A 16,386-nucleotide genomic window follows, 5' to 3' on the forward strand; every position below is an offset into this window, starting at 1 on the left:
GCCATGACGGTTTTCCTCGTTGTGATCGCGGTAGCGGCAGTGGGCGCCACTGCGTTTTTCGCCGTCGGGCGTGATTGGCCCAGCAGGAGCGGGTCCTCAGCAGGAGAGCCCAGAGCCCTCCCCGGACTGGTTGAACCGACGCCCAGCTTGCCGCCGGTGCTGCTCCCGGAACATCCGGGCGCAGCGGACGTGGGCCGGGTCCGGTTCTCGCTTGGTCTGCGCGGATATCGCATGGACCAGGTGGACGAGGTCCTGGACAGCCTGGCCGCAGCCCTCGCCGAGCGCGACGCGCTCATTGAAGCTCTGCAGGACCAGGATCAGGGCGGCCGGTGAGCGCGGTCAGTGGAAGCGATGGCCGCCTGCGGTGCCCATGGGCGGTGTCGAGCGCGGAATACGAGGCCTACCACGACAACGAGTGGGGGCGTCCGGTCGCGGGCGATGCCGCGCTTTTCGAAAGGATCAGCCTCGAAGCGTTCCAGTCCGGGCTGAGCTGGATCACTATCCTGCGCAAGCGGGAGAATTTTCGTGTGGCTTTCGCCGGATTTGATCCGCAGAGGGTTGCCGCTTTCGATGACGACGACGTCACACGCCTCCTCGGCGATGCAGGCATTGTGCGCAACCGGGCCAAAATCCTCGCAACCATTGCGAACGCCCACGCGCTCCTCGCGTTGCCCGCGGGCACAACGCTTGGAGGAATCTTGGACGCGCACCGGCCGGCGCCGAAACCAGCGCCGCAAGCACTCACCGATGTTCCCGCTGTCGTGCCGGAGTCTGTCGCGCTTGCGAAAGAACTCCGATCCCGCGGGTTCCGCTTCGTCGGTCCCACCACCGCCTATGCCATGCAGCAGGCAACCGGATACGTCAATGATCACCTTGCGTCCTGCTGGGTGCGGAACAATTCAGCGTAGCGGTGTGATGGGCGCCGCACCTGCGATTAGCTCGGCACGCACTTCTGCGGGATAATAGGGAAGGACGAGCGTACGGGGGAGTCTCCGCCGTGCAATGTTGACCGCGGCCTTCGTCCGGTCGCGCACCGTGGAAGGAAACTACTTAGATGGCTGCGATGAAACCCCGTACCGGTGATGGACCCATGGAGGTCACCAAAGAGGGACGCAGCCTCATCATGCGGGTTCCGATCGACGGCGGTGGACGCCTCGTCGTCGAGCTCAACGCTGAAGAAGCAGGCAAGCTCAAGGATTGCCTGCTCACGGTAACGGGTTAGAGAACTAGGGTTTTCAGGCGGGAATTCAGGCCGGCATCTTGACGGCCATCAGGAGACCATTCCCGGCCGGCACCAGCGTGCTGACCAACTGATCGTTAGTGCGCAGCGTCTTGCCTACCTGCCGCAAGGTGTTCGTGGAGGCGTCCCGTACCGCGGGGTCGGCAACCTTGCCGCCGTCAAGGGCGTCGTTGATCAGAATCAGTCCTCCGCGCTTCAACAGACGGACTGCCTGGTCAGCGTAGAGCGGAAGGTTGGCCTTGTCCGCATCGAGGAAAACAAGGTCGTAGGCAGCATCGGTCAAGCGGGGAAGTACGTCGGCTGCCCGCCCGGAAATGGTCCGGGTGCGGTTCGCCGGAATTCCTGCCTCGGCATAGGCCTCGCGTGCAGCCCGAAGATGGTCTACATCCGAATCGATAGTTGTCAGCACTGAGTTTTGGCCCATGCCGCGCAGCAGGCATACGCCGGAAACACCCGCCCCGGCGCCGACTTCCACCACGGTCATCGCTTTTGACGCAGCAGCGAGTACCGTCAGAGCCGCCGCAATTCCCGTACTGACGGGGGAAACTCCGAGCTCGTGGGATCGGTCCCTCGCCCGGAGCAAAACATCATCTTCAACGGGCAGGCCTTCCGTGTAGGACCAATTCGCCTGCTTCTGCGCGCTCATGATGTTCCGTTCTGTCCAGGAGCCAAAGGGTGATCGTAGCCGTCCGGGCTACCGGACGCCGCCGGTTCCAGCCTACTGCCGATCCGGGATGGGCACCGGTAACGCCGTTTCCGGACAGCCGCGCCCCGGAGACTCGTGCCATTTATTCAGCGGGCTTTCAGCTACATCCGGCACCATGGATATGCAAGAGATGCGATCCGAGGCATCCAAAAGAGGCAAAGCCCCGAATACCACATGCATGCGGTGCCGGCTCTATAGGCGGGCGTCGCGCACATTCAATCGAGGGCGAGAGGAGAAGGTCGATGTCTACTTCGCGCATAGTGGCACCAGCAGGGAACGCCACAACCGGAGAGCACGATCAGGAGGTATCCGACTGGATCCCTCCGACATGGGAGGAAGTGGTCAGGGATCACTCTCCAAAGGTCTACAGGCTTGCATACCGGCTGACTGGCAACAAGTATGATGCCGAGGACCTCACGCAGGAGGTTTTCGTGCGTGTGTTCCGTTCGCTTGCTAACTTCAAGCCCGGAACGCTGGACGGCTGGCTTCACCGCATCACCACCAACCTCTTCCTGGATCAGGCACGGCGCAAGAATCGCATCCGCTTCGATGGGCTTGCCGATGATGCCGAGAATCGCCTGCCGAGCACCCACCCCAGCCCGGAACGCAGCTTCGAATTCAACAACCTCGACCTCGACGTACAGGCGGCCCTTGAGGAGCTGCCGCCGGACTTCCGTGCTGCTGTTGTCCTGTGTGATCTGGAGGGACTTCCGTATGACGAAGTTGCCCGTGCGCTCGGCGTCAAGCTCGGTACTGTGCGCTCGCGAATCCACCGGGGCCGCACCATCCTTCGGGAGAAGCTTGCCCACCGGGATCCCCGGCAGTCCGAATCCGTCCCACCCCGCCTCAGCCTGCCGCGCATAGCAGGTGCCCGCTAGATCCATGCGCCACCCAACCCGTTTCCTGATCGACTATGTGGCGGGCGAGCTCAGTCTGGCTCGTCAGTGCGCCGTCGAGAAGCACCTGCTTCGCTGCAACCAGTGCCACGAAGTCGTGGAGCAGGAACAGGCTATCCGCCGGCGGCTGAGGAGCACGTCCACCCCTGGACCCTCCGAGGAGCTGTTCGAGCGTATTCTGCGCAGATCCACGGAGCAATCGGGTGATGTGTCTCAGCCTCGGGCTGCTGGAATTTCGGCGACACACCTCACTCTCGATGAGAGCGTCCCCGTCGACGAGCCGTTCATGCACCGCAACCGTGCCGTCATCGCCGTGAGCAGCGGACTCGCCGTCGCCGCAGTAGCAACGCTCACGGCCGCGTACGCGCTTGGATCGGAGGTGAACGCCGGTGACCTGACGGCTGCAGGCGGTTCAGCGTCGGTGACGGAAAGCTTCCAGGCCGTGGCAACAGCCGCGCCGGCCACTTTGACCACCACGCAGATTGACCAGCTGCGTGACGACGGCTGGTTCTGTCCCGAGTTGCAGACGCTCGGTTTCGATCTCGTCCGCGCTGAAGCGCTTGAGATCGAAGGCAGGCCCACCCTGCAGTTGGAACTCTCCGACGGAAGCCATTCCCTGACCATCTACGAACAGCGCGGCGGGACCCAGGGCATGGAGGCCGCTCCGGTCAATGCGGCAACCGGCAACACCGTCGAGGAGGATGGATTCGAGGAGATCGGCGGGGCAGAGCAGACGGTTTGGCTGCATCCGGGACGCGCCTGGCAGCTTGTGATCGATTCCGGTTCCGCCACGTACACGGTGGTCTCCACCCTGCCCGTCGCCGACATGCCGCGTGCGGTCAGCCAGTTGATGTTCAATGAACACTCCCAGCTGGCCTATTCACGCCCGGATGCACCGAGCGACCCCCTGAGCCGCATCCTCCGCGGGCTTGGGAAGCTGGCGCAGCCGGCGCCGTGACGTGAATAGATTCAGGGTTGTCCTGCAGGTAGGCTTCGAAGGTGTTTGGAATCAACGGATACGAGTTCCTTCTTTTGGCGCTCATCGCTGTCATCGTCCTTGGTCCCGAACGGCTGCCCGAATACGCTTCCCAACTTGCGCAATTGGTCAAGGGGCTGCGCCGGATGGCCACCGGAGCCCGCGAACAACTTCGTGAAGAAGTAGGCACCGAGTTCGACGACGTCGACTGGCGCAAGCTCGATCCACGCCAGTATGATCCGCGGCGCATCATCAAGGAGGCCCTTCTTGATGACATCGAAGACGCCATCAAACCCGTCAGTGAAACCGGCTCGAAACCCCAGTCCCGCTCGATCGCAGCTTCATCCGGAGCATCGGCGAACGGTGCAGCTTCAGTCAACTCGCCGGAGGGCACCGCACCGGCGCAGACTCCGGTCAGCCCCCCACGCCTGAGCGCCGGTCAGGCCGCCCCTTATGATCACGAGGCCACTTGAAGCGCTCCCCAGGAAATCTTGCGTCGTGGAACGGCTCAGGTTCCCTTCGGGGTAACCTTCAGCAGTTTCTCGCTCAGCCCGCGGGGCCGCGCGGCCAGGACGGAAGCAATCCGGTTCAACTCCTCTGACGCTCCGGTACCCCGTGCCAGAACCACGGGCTGCCCCTTGTCCCCGCCCTCCCGCAACGCAGGTTCAAGAGGGATACTGCCGAGCAGAGCGACGTCATACCCGACCGTCGTGGTGAGTCGGCGCGCAAGCTCGGCGCCGCCGCCGCTGCCGAACACCTCCATACGCTCACCGGAGGGAAGCTCGAGCCATGACATGTTCTCGACGACCCCCGCAACCTTCTGCCCAGTCTGCACGGCCATGGAGCCCGCCCGTTCTGCGACGTCAGCGGCCGCGGACTGGGGAGTCGTGACGATCAGAAGTTCGGCGTCAGGAAGTAGTTGCGCCACGGAGATAGCGATGTCGCCTGTCCCGGGCGGCAGGTCCAGGAACAGAACATCAAGATCACCGAAATACACATCCTGCAAGAATTGCTCCAGAGCACGGTGCAACATGGGTCCGCGCCATGCAACAGCCTGGTTTCCGGCGACGAACATGCCGATCGAGATTGCCTTGACCCCATACGCCACCGGAGGCAGGATCATCTCGTCCACCCTTGTGGGAGACTGGCGGATCCCCATCAGTCCCGGTACCGAGAATCCGTAGACGTCCGCATCCACGATTCCGACCCGAAGGCCCCGCGCAGCCATCGCCGTCGCAAGGTTCACCGTAACGCTCGACTTGCCAACTCCGCCCTTGCCGCTTGCAACGGCAAGAACCCGCGTGAGCGAGCCCGGCTCATTGAAAGGGATCCCACGTTTCGCTCCGGGGCCGCGCAGCCGCTCTTTCAGGGCGTCGCGCTGGTCCTGGGTCATCACGGCCAACTCCACCGATACTCCGGTGACGCCGGGCAGTCCACCAACCGCTGCTTCGACATCCCGGGTAATTGTGTCGCGAAGCGGACATCCCGCGATGGTGAGCAGGACGCGTACGGTGATGGCGCCGTCGTCGTGCGTTGTAATGCCCTCCACCATGCCCAGCTCGGTGATAGGACGCCGTAGCTCCGGATCAAGAACCTTCCCCAGCGCAGCGAGGACCGCAGATTCCTGCGTCACTGCCGGTCCTTGCGCACCGGCGGCACCTGGGGGAGGGAAACGGTGGCGTCGGAGACCCTGCGTTTGGACCTGCGCTGGGGTGGTGCATCCTGCCCGTCTGTTGACTCGAGCAGTTCTTCCATGACCGAGCGCAGCTCGGATCTGACGAAGTCCCGTGTGGCGACCTCGCGCAGGGCGATGCGCAGTTCCGCAATTTCCCGCGTGAGATATTCAGTGTCCGAGAGGTTGCGCTCCGCGCGCTGCCGGTCCTGCTGCAGCGAGACGCGGTCGCGGTCATCCTGGCGGTTCTGGGCCAGCAACAGGAGCGGAGCGGCGTAGGAGGCCTGGAGGGACAACATCAGCGTGAGCAGCGTGAAGCCGATCGCTGCGCTGTCGAATCTCCAGTCCTCGGGAGCCCAGCTGTTCCAGGCCAGCCACACGGCGACGAACACCGTCATGTAAAAGAGGAACTGCGGCGTGCCCATGAACCGCGCGAAGTTCTCGGTTGCACTTCCGAATGCGTCCGGGTTGGGGCGCAGCCTGGGCAGCAACCGGGCGCGGCTTTCGCGCGGTGTGTCCAGGCCGCTCGTGGTTGCAGTTCTGGTTCTCTCAGCCATTTGTGCCTCCCCGCGTCAGGTCGGGCGTGACATCCTGGGCACGCCAGTCTTCAGGGAGCAGGTGATCCAGAACGTCGTCAACGGTCACCGCCCCCACCAATCGGCCATCGCCGTTGACAATCGGCAATGAGTTCAGGTTGTACGTTGCGAGAATCCGGGAAACCTCGCTGATATTCGCCTGGTCGCTGACGGGCTCCAGATCGGTATCGACGATATTGCCCAGGGGCTCCGGCGGCGGATAACGCAACAGCTGCTGGATGTGAACCACGCCGAGGTAGCGGCCGGTCGGAGTTTCCAGCGGCGGGCGGCAGACGAAGATGGAGGACGCCAGCGCCGGTGTCAGCTCCTCCCTGCGCACGTGCGCCAGAGCCTCGGCAACGGTGGCTTCCGGAGGCAGGATGACCGGGACGGGCGTCATGAGGGATCCCGCAGTGTCCTCTTCGTACTGCAGGAGGCGGCGGACGTCCTTCGCGTCATCCGGCTCCATAAGCTGAAGCAGCTCCTCTTTCTGGTCCTCCGGCAGTTCATTCAGGAGGTCGGCGGCGTCGTCAGGATCCATTTCTCCCAGTACGTCGGCCGCCCGTTCCCGGTCGAGCGACGACAGAATCTGCACCTGGTCGTCGTCGGGCAGTTCCTGGAGAATGTCAGCGAGGCGCTGGTCCTGGAGCTCGCCCGCCACTTCAATGCGGCGCTTGTCGCTCATTTCATGGAGGGCGTCAGCGAAGTCTGCGGCCTTCAGGTCATCATGCTGGGCCAGGAATGTTGTTGCCGCCTGCGGCTCATCTGCAGCGCCATGATAGGCGTCGAGCCAGTCGATGATGAGCCGCTCACCGCGGCGCAGGCCCCGAAGCCGTGACTGCGGGCCGCCGCGGCGAACGAAAATCTGGGACACGTGCCAGTCGCCGGAGCGGTCCTTCTCCATGGCGACGTCTTCAATTGTGGCTTCACCGCTGCCGTCGCGGAGTGTGATCCTGCGGTCGAACACCTCGGCGACCACGAGCCGCTCCGCGCCGCGCTGGTCGAAGCGGCGGAGATTGACCAGTCCGGTGCAGATGACCTGCCCTGCGTCGATGGACGTGACGCGTGTCATTGGCACGAAGACGCGCTTTTTCCCGGGAACCTCGACCACCAGGCCCACCACCTGCGGCACAACCGCTGGCCCGCGGTCCAGCACGACGGCGTCACGAAGGCGCCCGAGACGGTCTCCGAGCGGGTCGAAAACGTCCAGGCCCAGTAGGCGTGCCACGAATACGCGCGTTGGGTTGCTGCTCACATCCTCAAGGCTACTGCCGTTGCGGCACCAGAGCCGTATCGCGTGACAGCCCGCACAGCATGGTGACGGTGAAGTTCACCGCGAGCGATACGGCGACACGGTGGGAGGTATCTAGGCAACAATGAAAGTATGTCAAACGTTTTTGGACGAACTGCCTCACGCGATGAGGGCCGTACGCTGCCGAAGGGCGAGACCATTGGCCGGTACGACTCCTACTTGGATGCGCAGAAGGCGGTGGACTACCTCGCAGACAGCAAGTTCCCGGTGCAGCAGGTTTCGATCATCGGCAATGACCTCAAGACCGTGGAACGCGTAACCGGACGGCTCAGCTACCCGCGGGTTGCCCTCGCCAGCGCAGCGACCGGCGCGTGGTTTGGTCTGTTCGTCGGTTTTATCCTGACGCTTTTCGGCGGGGACTCGACGTACTTGCCGATCCTGTCCTCCATGGCGCTCGGCGCCGTCTTCTGGGTACTGTTCGGCGTGATCGCCTATGCGTTCCAGCGCGGTAAGCGTGACTTCACCTCCACCAGCCAGGTTGTGGCCACCAGCTACGACGTTCTCGTCGATCCCGCAGTTGCAGGCGAAGCGCGGCGGATGCTCCAGCAGCTTCCCATGAACTCGCGCCCCCAGGGAGCTGCCGGCGCGCCGTCACAGCCGTGGGGGACGCCGCCTCAACACAATCAGCACCCGCAGCAGGGTCAGCCGCCGGTCCAGCCTCCGCAGCGTCCGGAGGGCTGGAGCCAGCCGCCGCATGTGCAGGCACCGGAGTCGGCGAACGGCGCCACGTCCGCTGAAACGTCCGAATCCGCTGAAAGCGGCGAGGAACAGCAGGCCGCCAACAAACGCTCCACCCGCGGCCAGTTCCCCGATCTGCCGGACGGCAGGCCGCAGTACGGAGTGCGCGTGGAGTCCCAGCCCGTCAAGGAGCAGCCTGAGCAGGCCGAGCCGGCCGTGCAGGACGCGCAGCCACAGGAATCCCGCAAGGAATAGCTGGAATGCGTCGCGTGAAAATCCGGCGCTTACGAAGAAGGAAGGCGGACAGCTACGGCTGTCCGCCTTCTTCTTTTCGTGCGTTCTTCGTTTTACGCCATGTTCGTTGAATCCGCATTCATCGAGTGAGTGCGGATCTAACCACTACTCGCCGGTCGGGCTGTAGATGCCTTCCATCCAGGCTTCGACATCGTCGGGCTCACGGGGGAGCGCCGAGCTGAGGTTGACCGGACCTTCCGCCGTCATCAGGATGTCGTCCTCGATCCGGACGCCGATGCCTCGGTACTCCTCGGGAACTGCAAGGTCCTCGTCCTTGAAGTACAAGCCGGGTTCGATGGTGAAGACCATCCCCTCCGTCAGGGTCCCGTCCAGGTAAAGCTCCCGTTTGGCCTGGGCGCAGTCGTGCACGTCCATACCGAGGTGGTGGCTGGTGCCGTGCGGCATCCAGCGGCGGTGATGCTGGCCTTCTGGCGAGAGCGCCTCCTCCAGCGGAACCGGAAGGAAACCCCACTCATCCAGCCGTTCAGCCAGGACGGCCACAGCGGCGGCATGCACTTCCCGGAACTTCACGCCAACCTTTGCGGCGGCGAAACCGGCGTCCGCGGCGTCCAGTACGGCCTGGTAGACCCTGCGCTGGATCTCGGAGTATTTCCCATTGACCGGCAGCGTCCGGGTAATGTCCGCGGTATACAGGCTGTCTGCTTCGACACCGGCGTCCAAGAGTAGTAGATCCTCAGCGTCCACCTGCCCGTTATTGCGAATCCAGTGGAGGATCGTGGCGTTGTTTCCCGACGCTGCGATGGTGTCGTAACCGAGGTCATTGCCCTCTTCCCGTGCTCGGGCGAAGAAGGCTCCTTCGACAACGCGCTCGCCGCGGGGATGGGTGATGGCGCGCGGCAGTTCCTTAACCACCTCGTGGAAGCCGTTCACCGTTGCCTCCACAGCCTTGCGCATCTGCGCGATCTCCCACTCGTCCTTGATCAGGCGGAGTTCGGACAGGGCCTCCGCGAGCTTTGCGTCGAGCTCGTCGGAGGCCTCCAGATCCACGGAGGTGTTAATTCGGGAGGTGTCCACCAGTGCGTCCGCGTTCAGATCCACTTCACGCAGCAGACGGATCCGGATGCCACCTATTTCGACGGCACCCGCGTCCTTGGTGATCGCTGCTTCGAGATCGGCGAGGTCGGCTGTTTCCAGTGCCAGCAGTGCGCGTACTTCCGCGCGGGAGAGCCGGGAACCGATCCAGAATTCGCCGTAGCGTGCGTTTGCGTAGAATTCCGCGCTGTCCCGGCCGGCCAGTTCACGGAAGTAGAGCGTGGCATGGTGATTGCCGCCGTCGTCGCCCTTCCCTTCCCCGGCAGGTTCCATCACCAACACTGCGTCCGGCTCGTGATCCAGGCCGAGCCCGGTCAGGTGGGCGAATCCGGAGTGCGGCCGGAAGCGGTAATCCGTGTCGTTGGAACGGACCTTCAACGGCCCGGCGGGAATGACCAGGCGCTCACCCGGAAACTGGCGGGAGACCTTCAAACGGCGCTGGGCGGCGTACCGCGCAACCTCAGCCTCCGCGGGGAGATCAGTACCTTTTGCGGCCCAACTGGAGCTCATGAAGGCCCTGAAAGCATCAGAATCCGGGCGTTGGGACCGGTTCTCGTTGCGACTGGACAGCGGCTGTTCCTCCGGTGTGACAGGTGTGGCGTCACTGCCGGTGCCGGTCGGGGTCATGGTTACTGCCGATGGGGTGTTCTCTGCTGTACTCACCCCACCATGGTCCCACCGGCGGAGAAATGAGCCAAACATCCGGCACCGCCGACACGAGCGGAGCGGGCGTACAGTTGTTTGGTGAGAATTGACCTGCACGCCCATTCCAACGTCTCAGACGGCACTGAAAGTCCTGCGGACCTCATGCGCGCTGCCGCAGCTGCCGGTTTGGACGTCATCGCTCTGACCGATCATGATGCGACCGCCGGATGGGCAGCGGCCATGCAGGAGGCACGGAATCTGTCGCTGGTACTGGTGCCCGGGATGGAGGTGTCCTGCCGCACCGATACGGGTATCAGTGTGCACGTGTTGTCCTACCTGCATGACCCGGAGCACCCGGGGCTGCTCGCTGAGATCGGACGGTCCCGGGACGCCCGGCTTACCCGGGCCGAGCGCATGGTCGAGAAACTCGCCGCCGACTATCCCATTTCCTGGGCGCACGTGCTTGAACACGTTGCTGACGGCGCGACTATCGGGCGGCCACACATTGCGGACACTCTGGTGACGCTGAACGTTGTCGGCACGCGGAGCGAAGCATTCGCGAACATGCTCAGTGCGCGCTCGCCCTACTGGGTGAGCCACTATGCACCCCACCCGGCAGACGCCGTCGCACTGGTCCGCGAAGCCGGCGGGGTTCCGGTGTTCGCCCACCCCGTGGCGTCCGCACGTGGGCGGATCGTGGATAGCGCAACCACCGGCGAGATGATCGATGCTGGTCTGCTCGGCCTGGAAATTCATCACCGGGACAATCCTCCGGAGGGGCGGGAGGAGCTTCAACGCATCGCTGCGCGGCACAGTCTGCTGGTGACGGGATCCAGTGATTACCACGGAACGGGCAAGCCGAACCGGCTTGGGGAGAACGTTACGAGTCCGGAAATGTTCGCACGCCTGGAGGAGATGGCGACCGGAAGCAGTGTCATCCGGTAGGGGGTGCCAACCAAGGACGGAGGCGCCGGGTCATCACATCGATTGCCTGTTCATTGCTGTCCACGCAGACGAAGCGCCGCTCGAGTTTGCCTGCGACTGCGCCAAGCGTTCCCGAGCCCGCGAAGAAGTCCAGGACCCAGTCTCCCGGCCGGCTGCTGGCAGCCACCGCACGGCGAACCAGGCCCTCAGGCTTCTGGGTGGGATAGCCGGTCTTTTCCTTGCCTGTCGGGGAAACGATGGTGTGCCACCAGACGTCAGTGGGCAGCTTGCCGAGGGCGACCTTCTCCGGTGTGACGAGACCCGGCGCCATATACGGCTCACGATCCACCTCGGCACTGTTGAAGTAGTACCCGGACGGATCCTTCACGTACACCAGGATGTTGTCGTGTTTGGCGGGCCAGCGGCTCTTCGCGCGGGCACCGTAGTCGTAGGCCCAGATGATCTCGTTGAGGAAGCATTCGCGACCGAACAGGGCGTCCAGCATCACCTTGGCATAGTGCACTTCGCGGTAGTCCAGATGCACGTAGAGTGTTCCGTCCGTTGCCAGCAGCCGCCACGCCTCCGCCAGGCGGGGTGCAAGGAACTCCCAGTAGTCCTCGAACGCGTCGTCGTAGCTCGCGAGCATGCCCTTGACGGTGGAGTAGCTGTGCCCCTTGAATCCGACGCGGTCACCGGCACCGGGCGCGCTGCGGACCATCGTGGTCTGCTGCCGGCGCTGAGCGCGGCCGGTATTGAACGGCGGATCCACGTAGATCATGGCGAAGGAGTTGTCCGGCAGCCGGGAAAGGTATTCCAGGTTGTCTGCCTGCACCACAAGGTTGGGTCCATCCGGCCGCCAGGCCGGATGGACCGGTGTTGCTTCCACGCTATTGATCAGCTGTCTGCAGCGGGCTTGGGGATCACTTCGCCGTTGCGCCGACGCGTACGGGATCGGTTGCGTTTGGGCCGCTCGGACCCTTCAGCCCGGTCCGCTTGCCTTGGACCGCTGTCCGCAGGGCGGTCCTCACCGGCTGAGCCGGACCCACCGGTACGACGACGGCCGCCTGCCTTTTCATCGGAACCCCGCCGCCCGCTGTTGCCGCCGGAGCGCGCGCGGTCGTTTGTGCGGTTCTTTTTGCCGGTCTCGCCGAGATCCTCGAGCTTCTCGGCGTTGATGCCGGCCAGCTTCCGCTGCGCGCGTGGCAGCCTGCCCTTGGTGCCCTCGGGGATGTCAAGGTCCGTGTACAGGTGCGGTGATGAGGAGTAGGTTTCAACCGGTTCCGCCTGGTCGAGGCCGAGGGCCTTGTTGATCAGGCCCCAGCGCGGAACATCATCCCAGTCCACGAAGGTGACGGCCGTGCCCTTCTTGCCGGCTCGCCCCGTACGCCCCACGCGGTGCAGGTAGGCCTTCTCGTCCTCCGGGCACTGGAAGTTGACGACGTGGGTGATGTCCTCAACGTCGATACCGCGGGCCGCAACTTCGGTGGCCACCAGGACATCGATCTTGTCACCGCGGAAGGCCCGCAAGGCCTGCTCGCGCGCTCCCTGGCCGAGGTCGCCGTGAATGGCGCCGGCCGCGAAGCCGCGGTCGATCAGCTCCTCCGAAAGCTTGGCGGCCGTGCGCTTGGTCTTGGTGAAGATGATGGTGCGTCCGCGTCCGCGGGCCTGGAGGATGCGGGCCACCACCTCGTCCTTGTCCAGATTGTGCGCACGGTAGATAACCTGGCGGATGTCCTTCTTGGTGGCGCCGTCGTCCTCGGGGTCAGCGGCGCGGATGTGCGTCGGGTGGGACATATAGCGGCGCGCCATGGCAACGACCGGGCCGGGCATAGTGGCCGAGAACAGGAGCGTCTGGCGCACCGAGGGCGTTGCTGACATCAGGGTCTCGACGTCTGGGAGGAACCCGAGGTCCAGCATTTCGTCGGCTTCATCCAGCACCACGATGCGGACGTTCTTGAGCGACAGGATCTTCTGGCGGTACAGGTCGATCAGGCGTCCCGGGGTGCCCACCACAACTTCGGTTCCGCGCTTGAGGGCCTCGATCTGGGGCTCATACGCCCGGCCACCGTAAATGGTGACGATGCGGGCATTGCGCTTTGCCGCAGCCTTGGTCAGGTCAGCGGCAACCTGGACGGCAAGCTCACGCGTAGGTACGACGACAAGCGCCTGCGGAGCGCCTGGCGCGGGAAGTTTGTCATAGCCGTCATCCGACGGGCCAACCACGCGCTGCAGCGCGGGCACGCCGAAACCGAGTGTCTTGCCTGTTCCGGTCTTGGCCTGGCCGATGATGTCGTGACCGCCGAGGGCAATGGAGAGCGTCATGGCTTGAATGGGGAAGGGATGCACGATCCCCGCGTCCGCAAGGGCTTCGACGATATCGGGGCGGACATTGAAATCAGCGAAGGTCTCAGGAGCTTCCTGATGCGGCTCTTCAGTGGTAACGAGGGTTTCTTCTACGAAGATTTCGTCGTCGCTGTTGTCTGCATGGAGGTGGTGGTTGTCTGTGGTCACTCTTACTACCGTTTCGATTAGGCACTGCCGCCGCGCAGGCTCAACGCCGGGCCCGAAAACAGGGGCCCGCTCGGAGCAGGACGAAGCAGGGCGTCCAGTGGAAGCCGATCGCGGGCTAACAACTGCGTCTCGGAAGCGGAACGTTCCGCTTCCGAGCTGGGAAGACTAAGATCGCGTAGGTATTGCGGGTCGATTGCAGGGAGGCCGCCTGTTCGTTGAACTGCGGCCCACCACGTTCGGAAACTGGAACTAAGTTCTTTAGAACGACCGGGCATCCATTACTACGCGTTCAAGTCTACCCTGCCGCGCTTTCACTTTCCGACGGCGACTCCTCCTGCCGAACGCTCCGCACCAGTTCAAAGCGCAATTCCCGCCGGGCGATATCAGCGGTGACCAACCTGACCCGCACTTCATCGCCAGCCGTCATGACGCCGTCGCACCGTGCCTCGACCGCAGGGTCAGCGACCTGAATGACTCCGTGCGGAGCGCCGTTACCGTTGGCGTTAACCGACGCGTCCGGTGAAGGCTTCGAGCCCGTGATGACGACGGCGTCGAACTCCTCGCCCACGCGGTTGCTCAGCAATGCTGCCTCCACGGCAGCGATCGCGCCGCTCTCCAGTCGTGAAGCCAGCTGGTTCGAGGATGACATCAGAGCATTCAGTTCCGGAAGGGCCTTCCGGACCCAGTCGGGAACGTCCCTGCCGGCACATAGCGCTTCGCAGGTCACCAGGACAAATCTGTCCACCAGGCGCCTGAGGGGTGCGGTGGTGTGGGCATAGGGTGCGGCGATCGCCGCCTGCTCAACCGACTCGGGAACAGCGCCGTCGAACGCTGTATAGCCGGCGCCGCGAAACAGTGACGCAGCAGCATGCATGAGTGAAAGCTGGCGCGGATCCGAGGTGTCAAGGCTGCGCAGGAATTCGCCGTAGGGCACATTCGCGGGCCAGGAGCGCCCGAGCGCGCGGGCCTGGTGCCGGAACCGGGCAAGGGACGTCTCGTCAGGGGCCGGCATGGTGCGGAGTATCCCCACGCCTCCCTCGAGCATGATTTCCGCGGCCGCCATGCCCGTCATCAGCGAAAGCTGTGCGTTCCAGTCTTCAGACGCAAGAGGCGGGCGCGTGACGATGAAGTAGCGCTCGCCGTCGTGCGCGATTTCCTGCTCCGGAAGGTTCAGGCTTGCGCCGCCGCGCTCCTTCTCGAGCGCGATGCGCTTGGTTCCAATTTCCTTCAGGAGGGTCAGGTTCTCCGCGGCGCCGCCTGAGTCGAGGTCTTCCTGCACCTGGTCGTAGGTGAGTTGCGCACGGCTCCTGACCACAGCACGCCCGACGACGACGGACTCCACCTGTGCGGCCTCGTCCAATTCGAACTCCCAGACGAAGGCGGACCGGTTCCGGCCCGGCAACAGGCTGGCTGCGTCCTCAGCGATTTTCTCCGGGTGGAGGGAGATGCGGCCGTCCGGTGCGTACATGGTCTGGCCACGAAGGCGGGCTTCCGTGTCTATCGCACCGCCCGGTGCCACGAAGGCGGGAACATCCGCAATGGCGTACCAGACGCGGTAGCCGGATCCGGCGCGCTCCAGGTGGAAGGCTTGATCCAGATCGGTTGATCCGGGAGGGTCGACTGTGATGAAGCCGAGACCGGTGAGGTCTCGTTCCGGCGGCACGAACGAGTCCACGGCAGCCTTCGCCTCCGCCAATACCTCGGGCGGGAAGTCGGCGCGCAGTTCCAGTTCCTGCCGGAGGCCTTCCAACGCTGCGGTGAGCTGTACCTGGGAGTCCCGGTTGCTCAGATCCAGATGAGAATACGGCACAGTGCCCACCGTAGTACACAGTCAGCTGGAGCAGCGGAAGGAATCGGCGCGCGGGTACCCTTGTTCCCATGACTGCCTTGCATCCGCCTTCCCCGTCGAGCCCTTCGCCAGCATCCCCGGCGGAGAGGGACGGCGCCGGGTTTGGGTCGCTCAACCAGTTTGTTGTCGACCTGTTCGGTGTCATGGCTTATGGCGAGCTTTCGGCGTTCGAACGGTTGTCCTCGGATGCCCGTTTTTCCCCGACCCTGCGGGACCGGGCTGCGCTCGGACGGCTTGCAGTGACGGAATTCGAGCACTTCGAAATGGTCAGCGCACACCTTGCGGGCCTCGGTGTTGACGTCGAAGAGGCAATGCGGCCCTTCCAGGCATCCATCGACTCCTTCCATGAGCGGACCCGCCCGGCTGACTGGTACGAGTCGCTGATGAAGGCCTACGTCATTGACGCGATCTCCGGTGACTTCTACACCGCGCTTGCTGAACACCTCGACGACGACACGCGGGAGATGATTGCCCGTATCCAGTCAACTGCCGAGCAGGGAGGTCTGCTGCAGCCACGGTTGAAATCAGCTCTTTCCGACGATCCCCGGCTTGCTTCGCGGCTGGCGCTGTGGGGACGCCGCCTGGTGGGGGAGGCGCTGACCCAGGCACAACGCGTGGGGATCGAACGCCAGTTCCTTGGCGGTCTCCTGTTTGAGGGCCCTCCTGAGGACCGGGAACGGCAGACTGCGCAGCTGTTCGCGCAACTCACCCGCAACCATTCGCGACGCATGAGTTCGTTGGGACTAACGGCCTGAGTGGAGCTACCCGCGACGTGTGGGGGTGTTCAGCGGTTGCCGATTCCTTCGCGGGCCTGTGGATAAGTTTGTTCCACTAGTACACTGGCGGACTATTTGCGGGCGAAAATCGGTATCAGCCGTACCGAAGCTAACCGCCGGTTACGCCTCGGACACGACGTCCTGCCCGAGGTTCCCGGGCCAGGCGCCACCGTCGTACCKGCCCTGGCTGTTCTGGCTGAAGCGGCCAGTGCCGGAGCGGTGAGCAGCCGTGCCGCCACCATCATCCGCAACGCCGTACACCGGGTATCCACCGTCGCC

18 protein-coding genes are annotated in these 16,386 nt (G+C 64.1%); 10 read left to right on the forward strand and 8 right to left on the reverse strand.

All coding sequences use genetic code 11. The features are described from left to right. Positions 1-3 precede the first annotated feature (3 nt). The 3 genes from ASH00_RS02125 (at position 4) to ASH00_RS16305 (ending at position 1,222) form a co-directional block, all read left to right on the forward strand. Entirely contained in the window at positions 4-333 is a 330-nt protein-coding gene (locus ASH00_RS02125; RefSeq protein ID WP_056544360.1) for a DivIVA domain-containing protein, read from the forward strand. Continuing rightward, complete coding sequence (locus ASH00_RS02130) at positions 330-908, forward strand: DNA-3-methyladenine glycosylase I (protein ID WP_056544363.1); 579 nt, start codon at positions 330-332, stop codon at positions 906-908. Before ASH00_RS02125 ends, ASH00_RS02130 begins: the two co-directional genes overlap by 4 nt. 146 nt (positions 909-1,054) lie before the next feature. Then, positions 1,055-1,222, forward strand: coding sequence for a DUF3117 domain-containing protein (locus ASH00_RS16305; protein ID WP_081737717.1), 168 nt, complete (start codon positions 1,055-1,057; stop codon positions 1,220-1,222). 25 nt (positions 1,223-1,247) lie between these two features. Here ASH00_RS16305 and ASH00_RS02135 read toward each other — a convergent pair whose 3' ends face one another. Then, positions 1,248-1,886 carry an O-methyltransferase gene (locus ASH00_RS02135; RefSeq protein WP_056544366.1) on the reverse strand — a complete coding sequence of 213 codons (639 nt, stop codon included), beginning with the start codon at positions 1,884-1,886 and terminating at the stop codon, positions 1,248-1,250. Positions 1,887-2,188: 302 nt separating this feature from the next. Between ASH00_RS02135 and sigE the strand changes: the two genes are divergently transcribed. The 3 genes from sigE to ASH00_RS02150 are packed head-to-tail and all read left to right on the forward strand — an operon-like array spanning position 2,189 to position 4,291. Then, positions 2,189-2,824 carry an RNA polymerase sigma factor SigE gene (gene sigE / locus ASH00_RS02140; RefSeq protein WP_082565838.1) on the forward strand — a complete coding sequence of 212 codons (636 nt, stop codon included), beginning with the start codon at positions 2,189-2,191 and terminating at the stop codon, positions 2,822-2,824. Positions 2,825-2,828: 4 nt separating this feature from the next. After that, a complete protein-coding gene (locus tag ASH00_RS02145) occupies positions 2,829-3,800 on the forward strand; it encodes an anti-sigma factor family protein (protein ID WP_056544373.1) in 972 nt (323 codons plus the stop codon). 41 nt (positions 3,801-3,841) lie between these two features. After that, positions 3,842-4,291 carry a hypothetical protein gene (locus ASH00_RS02150; protein WP_056544376.1) on the forward strand — a complete coding sequence of 150 codons (450 nt, stop codon included), beginning with the start codon at positions 3,842-3,844 and terminating at the stop codon, positions 4,289-4,291. A gap of 35 nt (positions 4,292-4,326) precedes the next feature. Here the strand turns inward: ASH00_RS02150 and ASH00_RS02155 are convergent, their stop codons facing one another. The 3 genes from ASH00_RS02155 to ASH00_RS02165 are packed head-to-tail and all read right to left on the reverse strand — an operon-like array spanning position 4,327 to position 7,320. After that, a complete protein-coding gene (locus ASH00_RS02155; protein ID WP_056544378.1) occupies positions 4,327-5,451 on the reverse strand; it encodes an Mrp/NBP35 family ATP-binding protein in 1,125 nt (374 codons plus the stop codon). Next, on the reverse strand, positions 5,448-6,047 hold the full coding sequence (locus tag ASH00_RS02160) for a DUF1003 domain-containing protein (protein WP_056544380.1): 600 nt from the start codon (positions 6,045-6,047) through the stop codon (positions 5,448-5,450). Before ASH00_RS02160 ends, ASH00_RS02155 begins: the two co-directional genes overlap by 4 nt. Continuing rightward, on the reverse strand, positions 6,040-7,320 hold the full coding sequence (locus ASH00_RS02165; protein WP_056544383.1) for a magnesium transporter MgtE N-terminal domain-containing protein: 1,281 nt from the start codon (positions 7,318-7,320) through the stop codon (positions 6,040-6,042). Before ASH00_RS02165 ends, ASH00_RS02160 begins: the two co-directional genes overlap by 8 nt. A 129-nt stretch (positions 7,321-7,449) precedes the next feature. On the opposite strand from ASH00_RS02165, the gene ASH00_RS02170 reads away from it, so the two are divergent. Beyond that, positions 7,450-8,310 (forward strand): general stress protein, encoded by an 861-nt coding sequence (locus tag ASH00_RS02170; protein WP_082565839.1) that lies wholly within the window; start codon positions 7,450-7,452, stop codon positions 8,308-8,310. Positions 8,311-8,454: 144 nt separating this feature from the next. Here ASH00_RS02170 and ASH00_RS02175 read toward each other — a convergent pair whose 3' ends face one another. Continuing rightward, positions 8,455-10,029, reverse strand: coding sequence for an aminopeptidase P family protein (locus tag ASH00_RS02175; RefSeq protein ID WP_056544388.1), 1,575 nt, complete (start codon positions 10,027-10,029; stop codon positions 8,455-8,457). Positions 10,030-10,146: 117 nt separating this feature from the next. On the opposite strand from ASH00_RS02175, the gene ASH00_RS02180 reads away from it, so the two are divergent. Then, on the forward strand, positions 10,147-10,992 hold the full coding sequence (locus ASH00_RS02180) for a PHP domain-containing protein (protein WP_056544390.1): 846 nt from the start codon (positions 10,147-10,149) through the stop codon (positions 10,990-10,992). On the opposite strand, the gene ASH00_RS02185 is transcribed toward ASH00_RS02180, so the two are convergent. The 3 genes from ASH00_RS02185 to ASH00_RS02195 all read right to left on the reverse strand — a co-directional run bounded on the left by ASH00_RS02185 (position 10,982) and on the right by ASH00_RS02195 (position 15,292). Further along, positions 10,982-11,857, reverse strand: a complete 876-nt coding sequence (locus ASH00_RS02185; RefSeq protein ID WP_082565841.1) for a DNA-methyltransferase — start codon at positions 11,855-11,857, stop codon at positions 10,982-10,984. The genes ASH00_RS02180 and ASH00_RS02185 overlap by 11 nt on opposite strands. 8 nt (positions 11,858-11,865) lie before the next feature. Beyond that, complete coding sequence (locus ASH00_RS02190; protein WP_056544395.1) at positions 11,866-13,482, reverse strand: DEAD/DEAH box helicase; 1,617 nt, start codon at positions 13,480-13,482, stop codon at positions 11,866-11,868. Between the two features lie 295 nt (positions 13,483-13,777). Beyond that, positions 13,778-15,292, reverse strand: coding sequence for an RNB domain-containing ribonuclease (locus tag ASH00_RS02195; RefSeq protein WP_056544398.1), 1,515 nt, complete (start codon positions 15,290-15,292; stop codon positions 13,778-13,780). Positions 15,293-15,360: 68 nt separating this feature from the next. On the opposite strand from ASH00_RS02195, the gene ASH00_RS02200 reads away from it, so the two are divergent. Then, positions 15,361-16,086: a ferritin-like fold-containing protein gene (locus ASH00_RS02200; protein ID WP_082565842.1), complete on the forward strand. Its 726-nt coding sequence runs from the start codon at positions 15,361-15,363 to the stop codon at positions 16,084-16,086. Between the two features lie 84 nt (positions 16,087-16,170). Continuing rightward, positions 16,171-16,386 (forward strand): DUF222 domain-containing protein (locus tag ASH00_RS17190; protein ID WP_157359034.1); only part of this gene is annotated, 216 nt, incomplete at its 3' end.

It is taken from the genome of Arthrobacter sp. Soil782 (assembly GCF_001428435.1).
In the GTDB taxonomy this organism is placed as follows: Bacteria; Actinomycetota; Actinomycetes; order Actinomycetales; family Micrococcaceae; genus Arthrobacter_D; species Arthrobacter_D parietis.

What these genes read in the sequence shown, in the direction of transcription:
- ASH00_RS02125 (WP_056544360.1), top strand. Translation starts at nt 4, where the DNA reads ATGACGGTTTTCCTCGTTGTGATCGCGGTAGCGGCAGTGGGCGCCACT.
- ASH00_RS16305 (WP_081737717.1), top strand. Translation starts at nt 1,055, where the DNA reads ATGGCTGCGATGAAACCCCGTACCGGTGATGGACCCATGGAGGTCACC.
- ASH00_RS02135 (WP_056544366.1), bottom strand. Translation starts at nt 1,886, where the DNA reads ATGAGCGCGCAGAAGCAGGCGAATTGGTCCTACACGGAAGGCCTGCCC.
- sigE (WP_082565838.1), top strand. Translation starts at nt 2,189, where the DNA reads ATGTCTACTTCGCGCATAGTGGCACCAGCAGGGAACGCCACAACCGGA.
- ASH00_RS02145 (WP_056544373.1), top strand. Translation starts at nt 2,829, where the DNA reads ATGCGCCACCCAACCCGTTTCCTGATCGACTATGTGGCGGGCGAGCTC.
- ASH00_RS02160 (WP_056544380.1), bottom strand. Translation starts at nt 6,047, where the DNA reads ATGGCTGAGAGAACCAGAACTGCAACCACGAGCGGCCTGGACACACCG.
- ASH00_RS02170 (WP_082565839.1), top strand. Translation starts at nt 7,450, where the DNA reads ATGTCAAACGTTTTTGGACGAACTGCCTCACGCGATGAGGGCCGTACG.
- ASH00_RS02175 (WP_056544388.1), bottom strand. Translation starts at nt 10,029, where the DNA reads ATGACCCCGACCGGCACCGGCAGTGACGCCACACCTGTCACACCGGAG.
- ASH00_RS02200 (WP_082565842.1), top strand. Translation starts at nt 15,361, where the DNA reads ATGACTGCCTTGCATCCGCCTTCCCCGTCGAGCCCTTCGCCAGCATCC.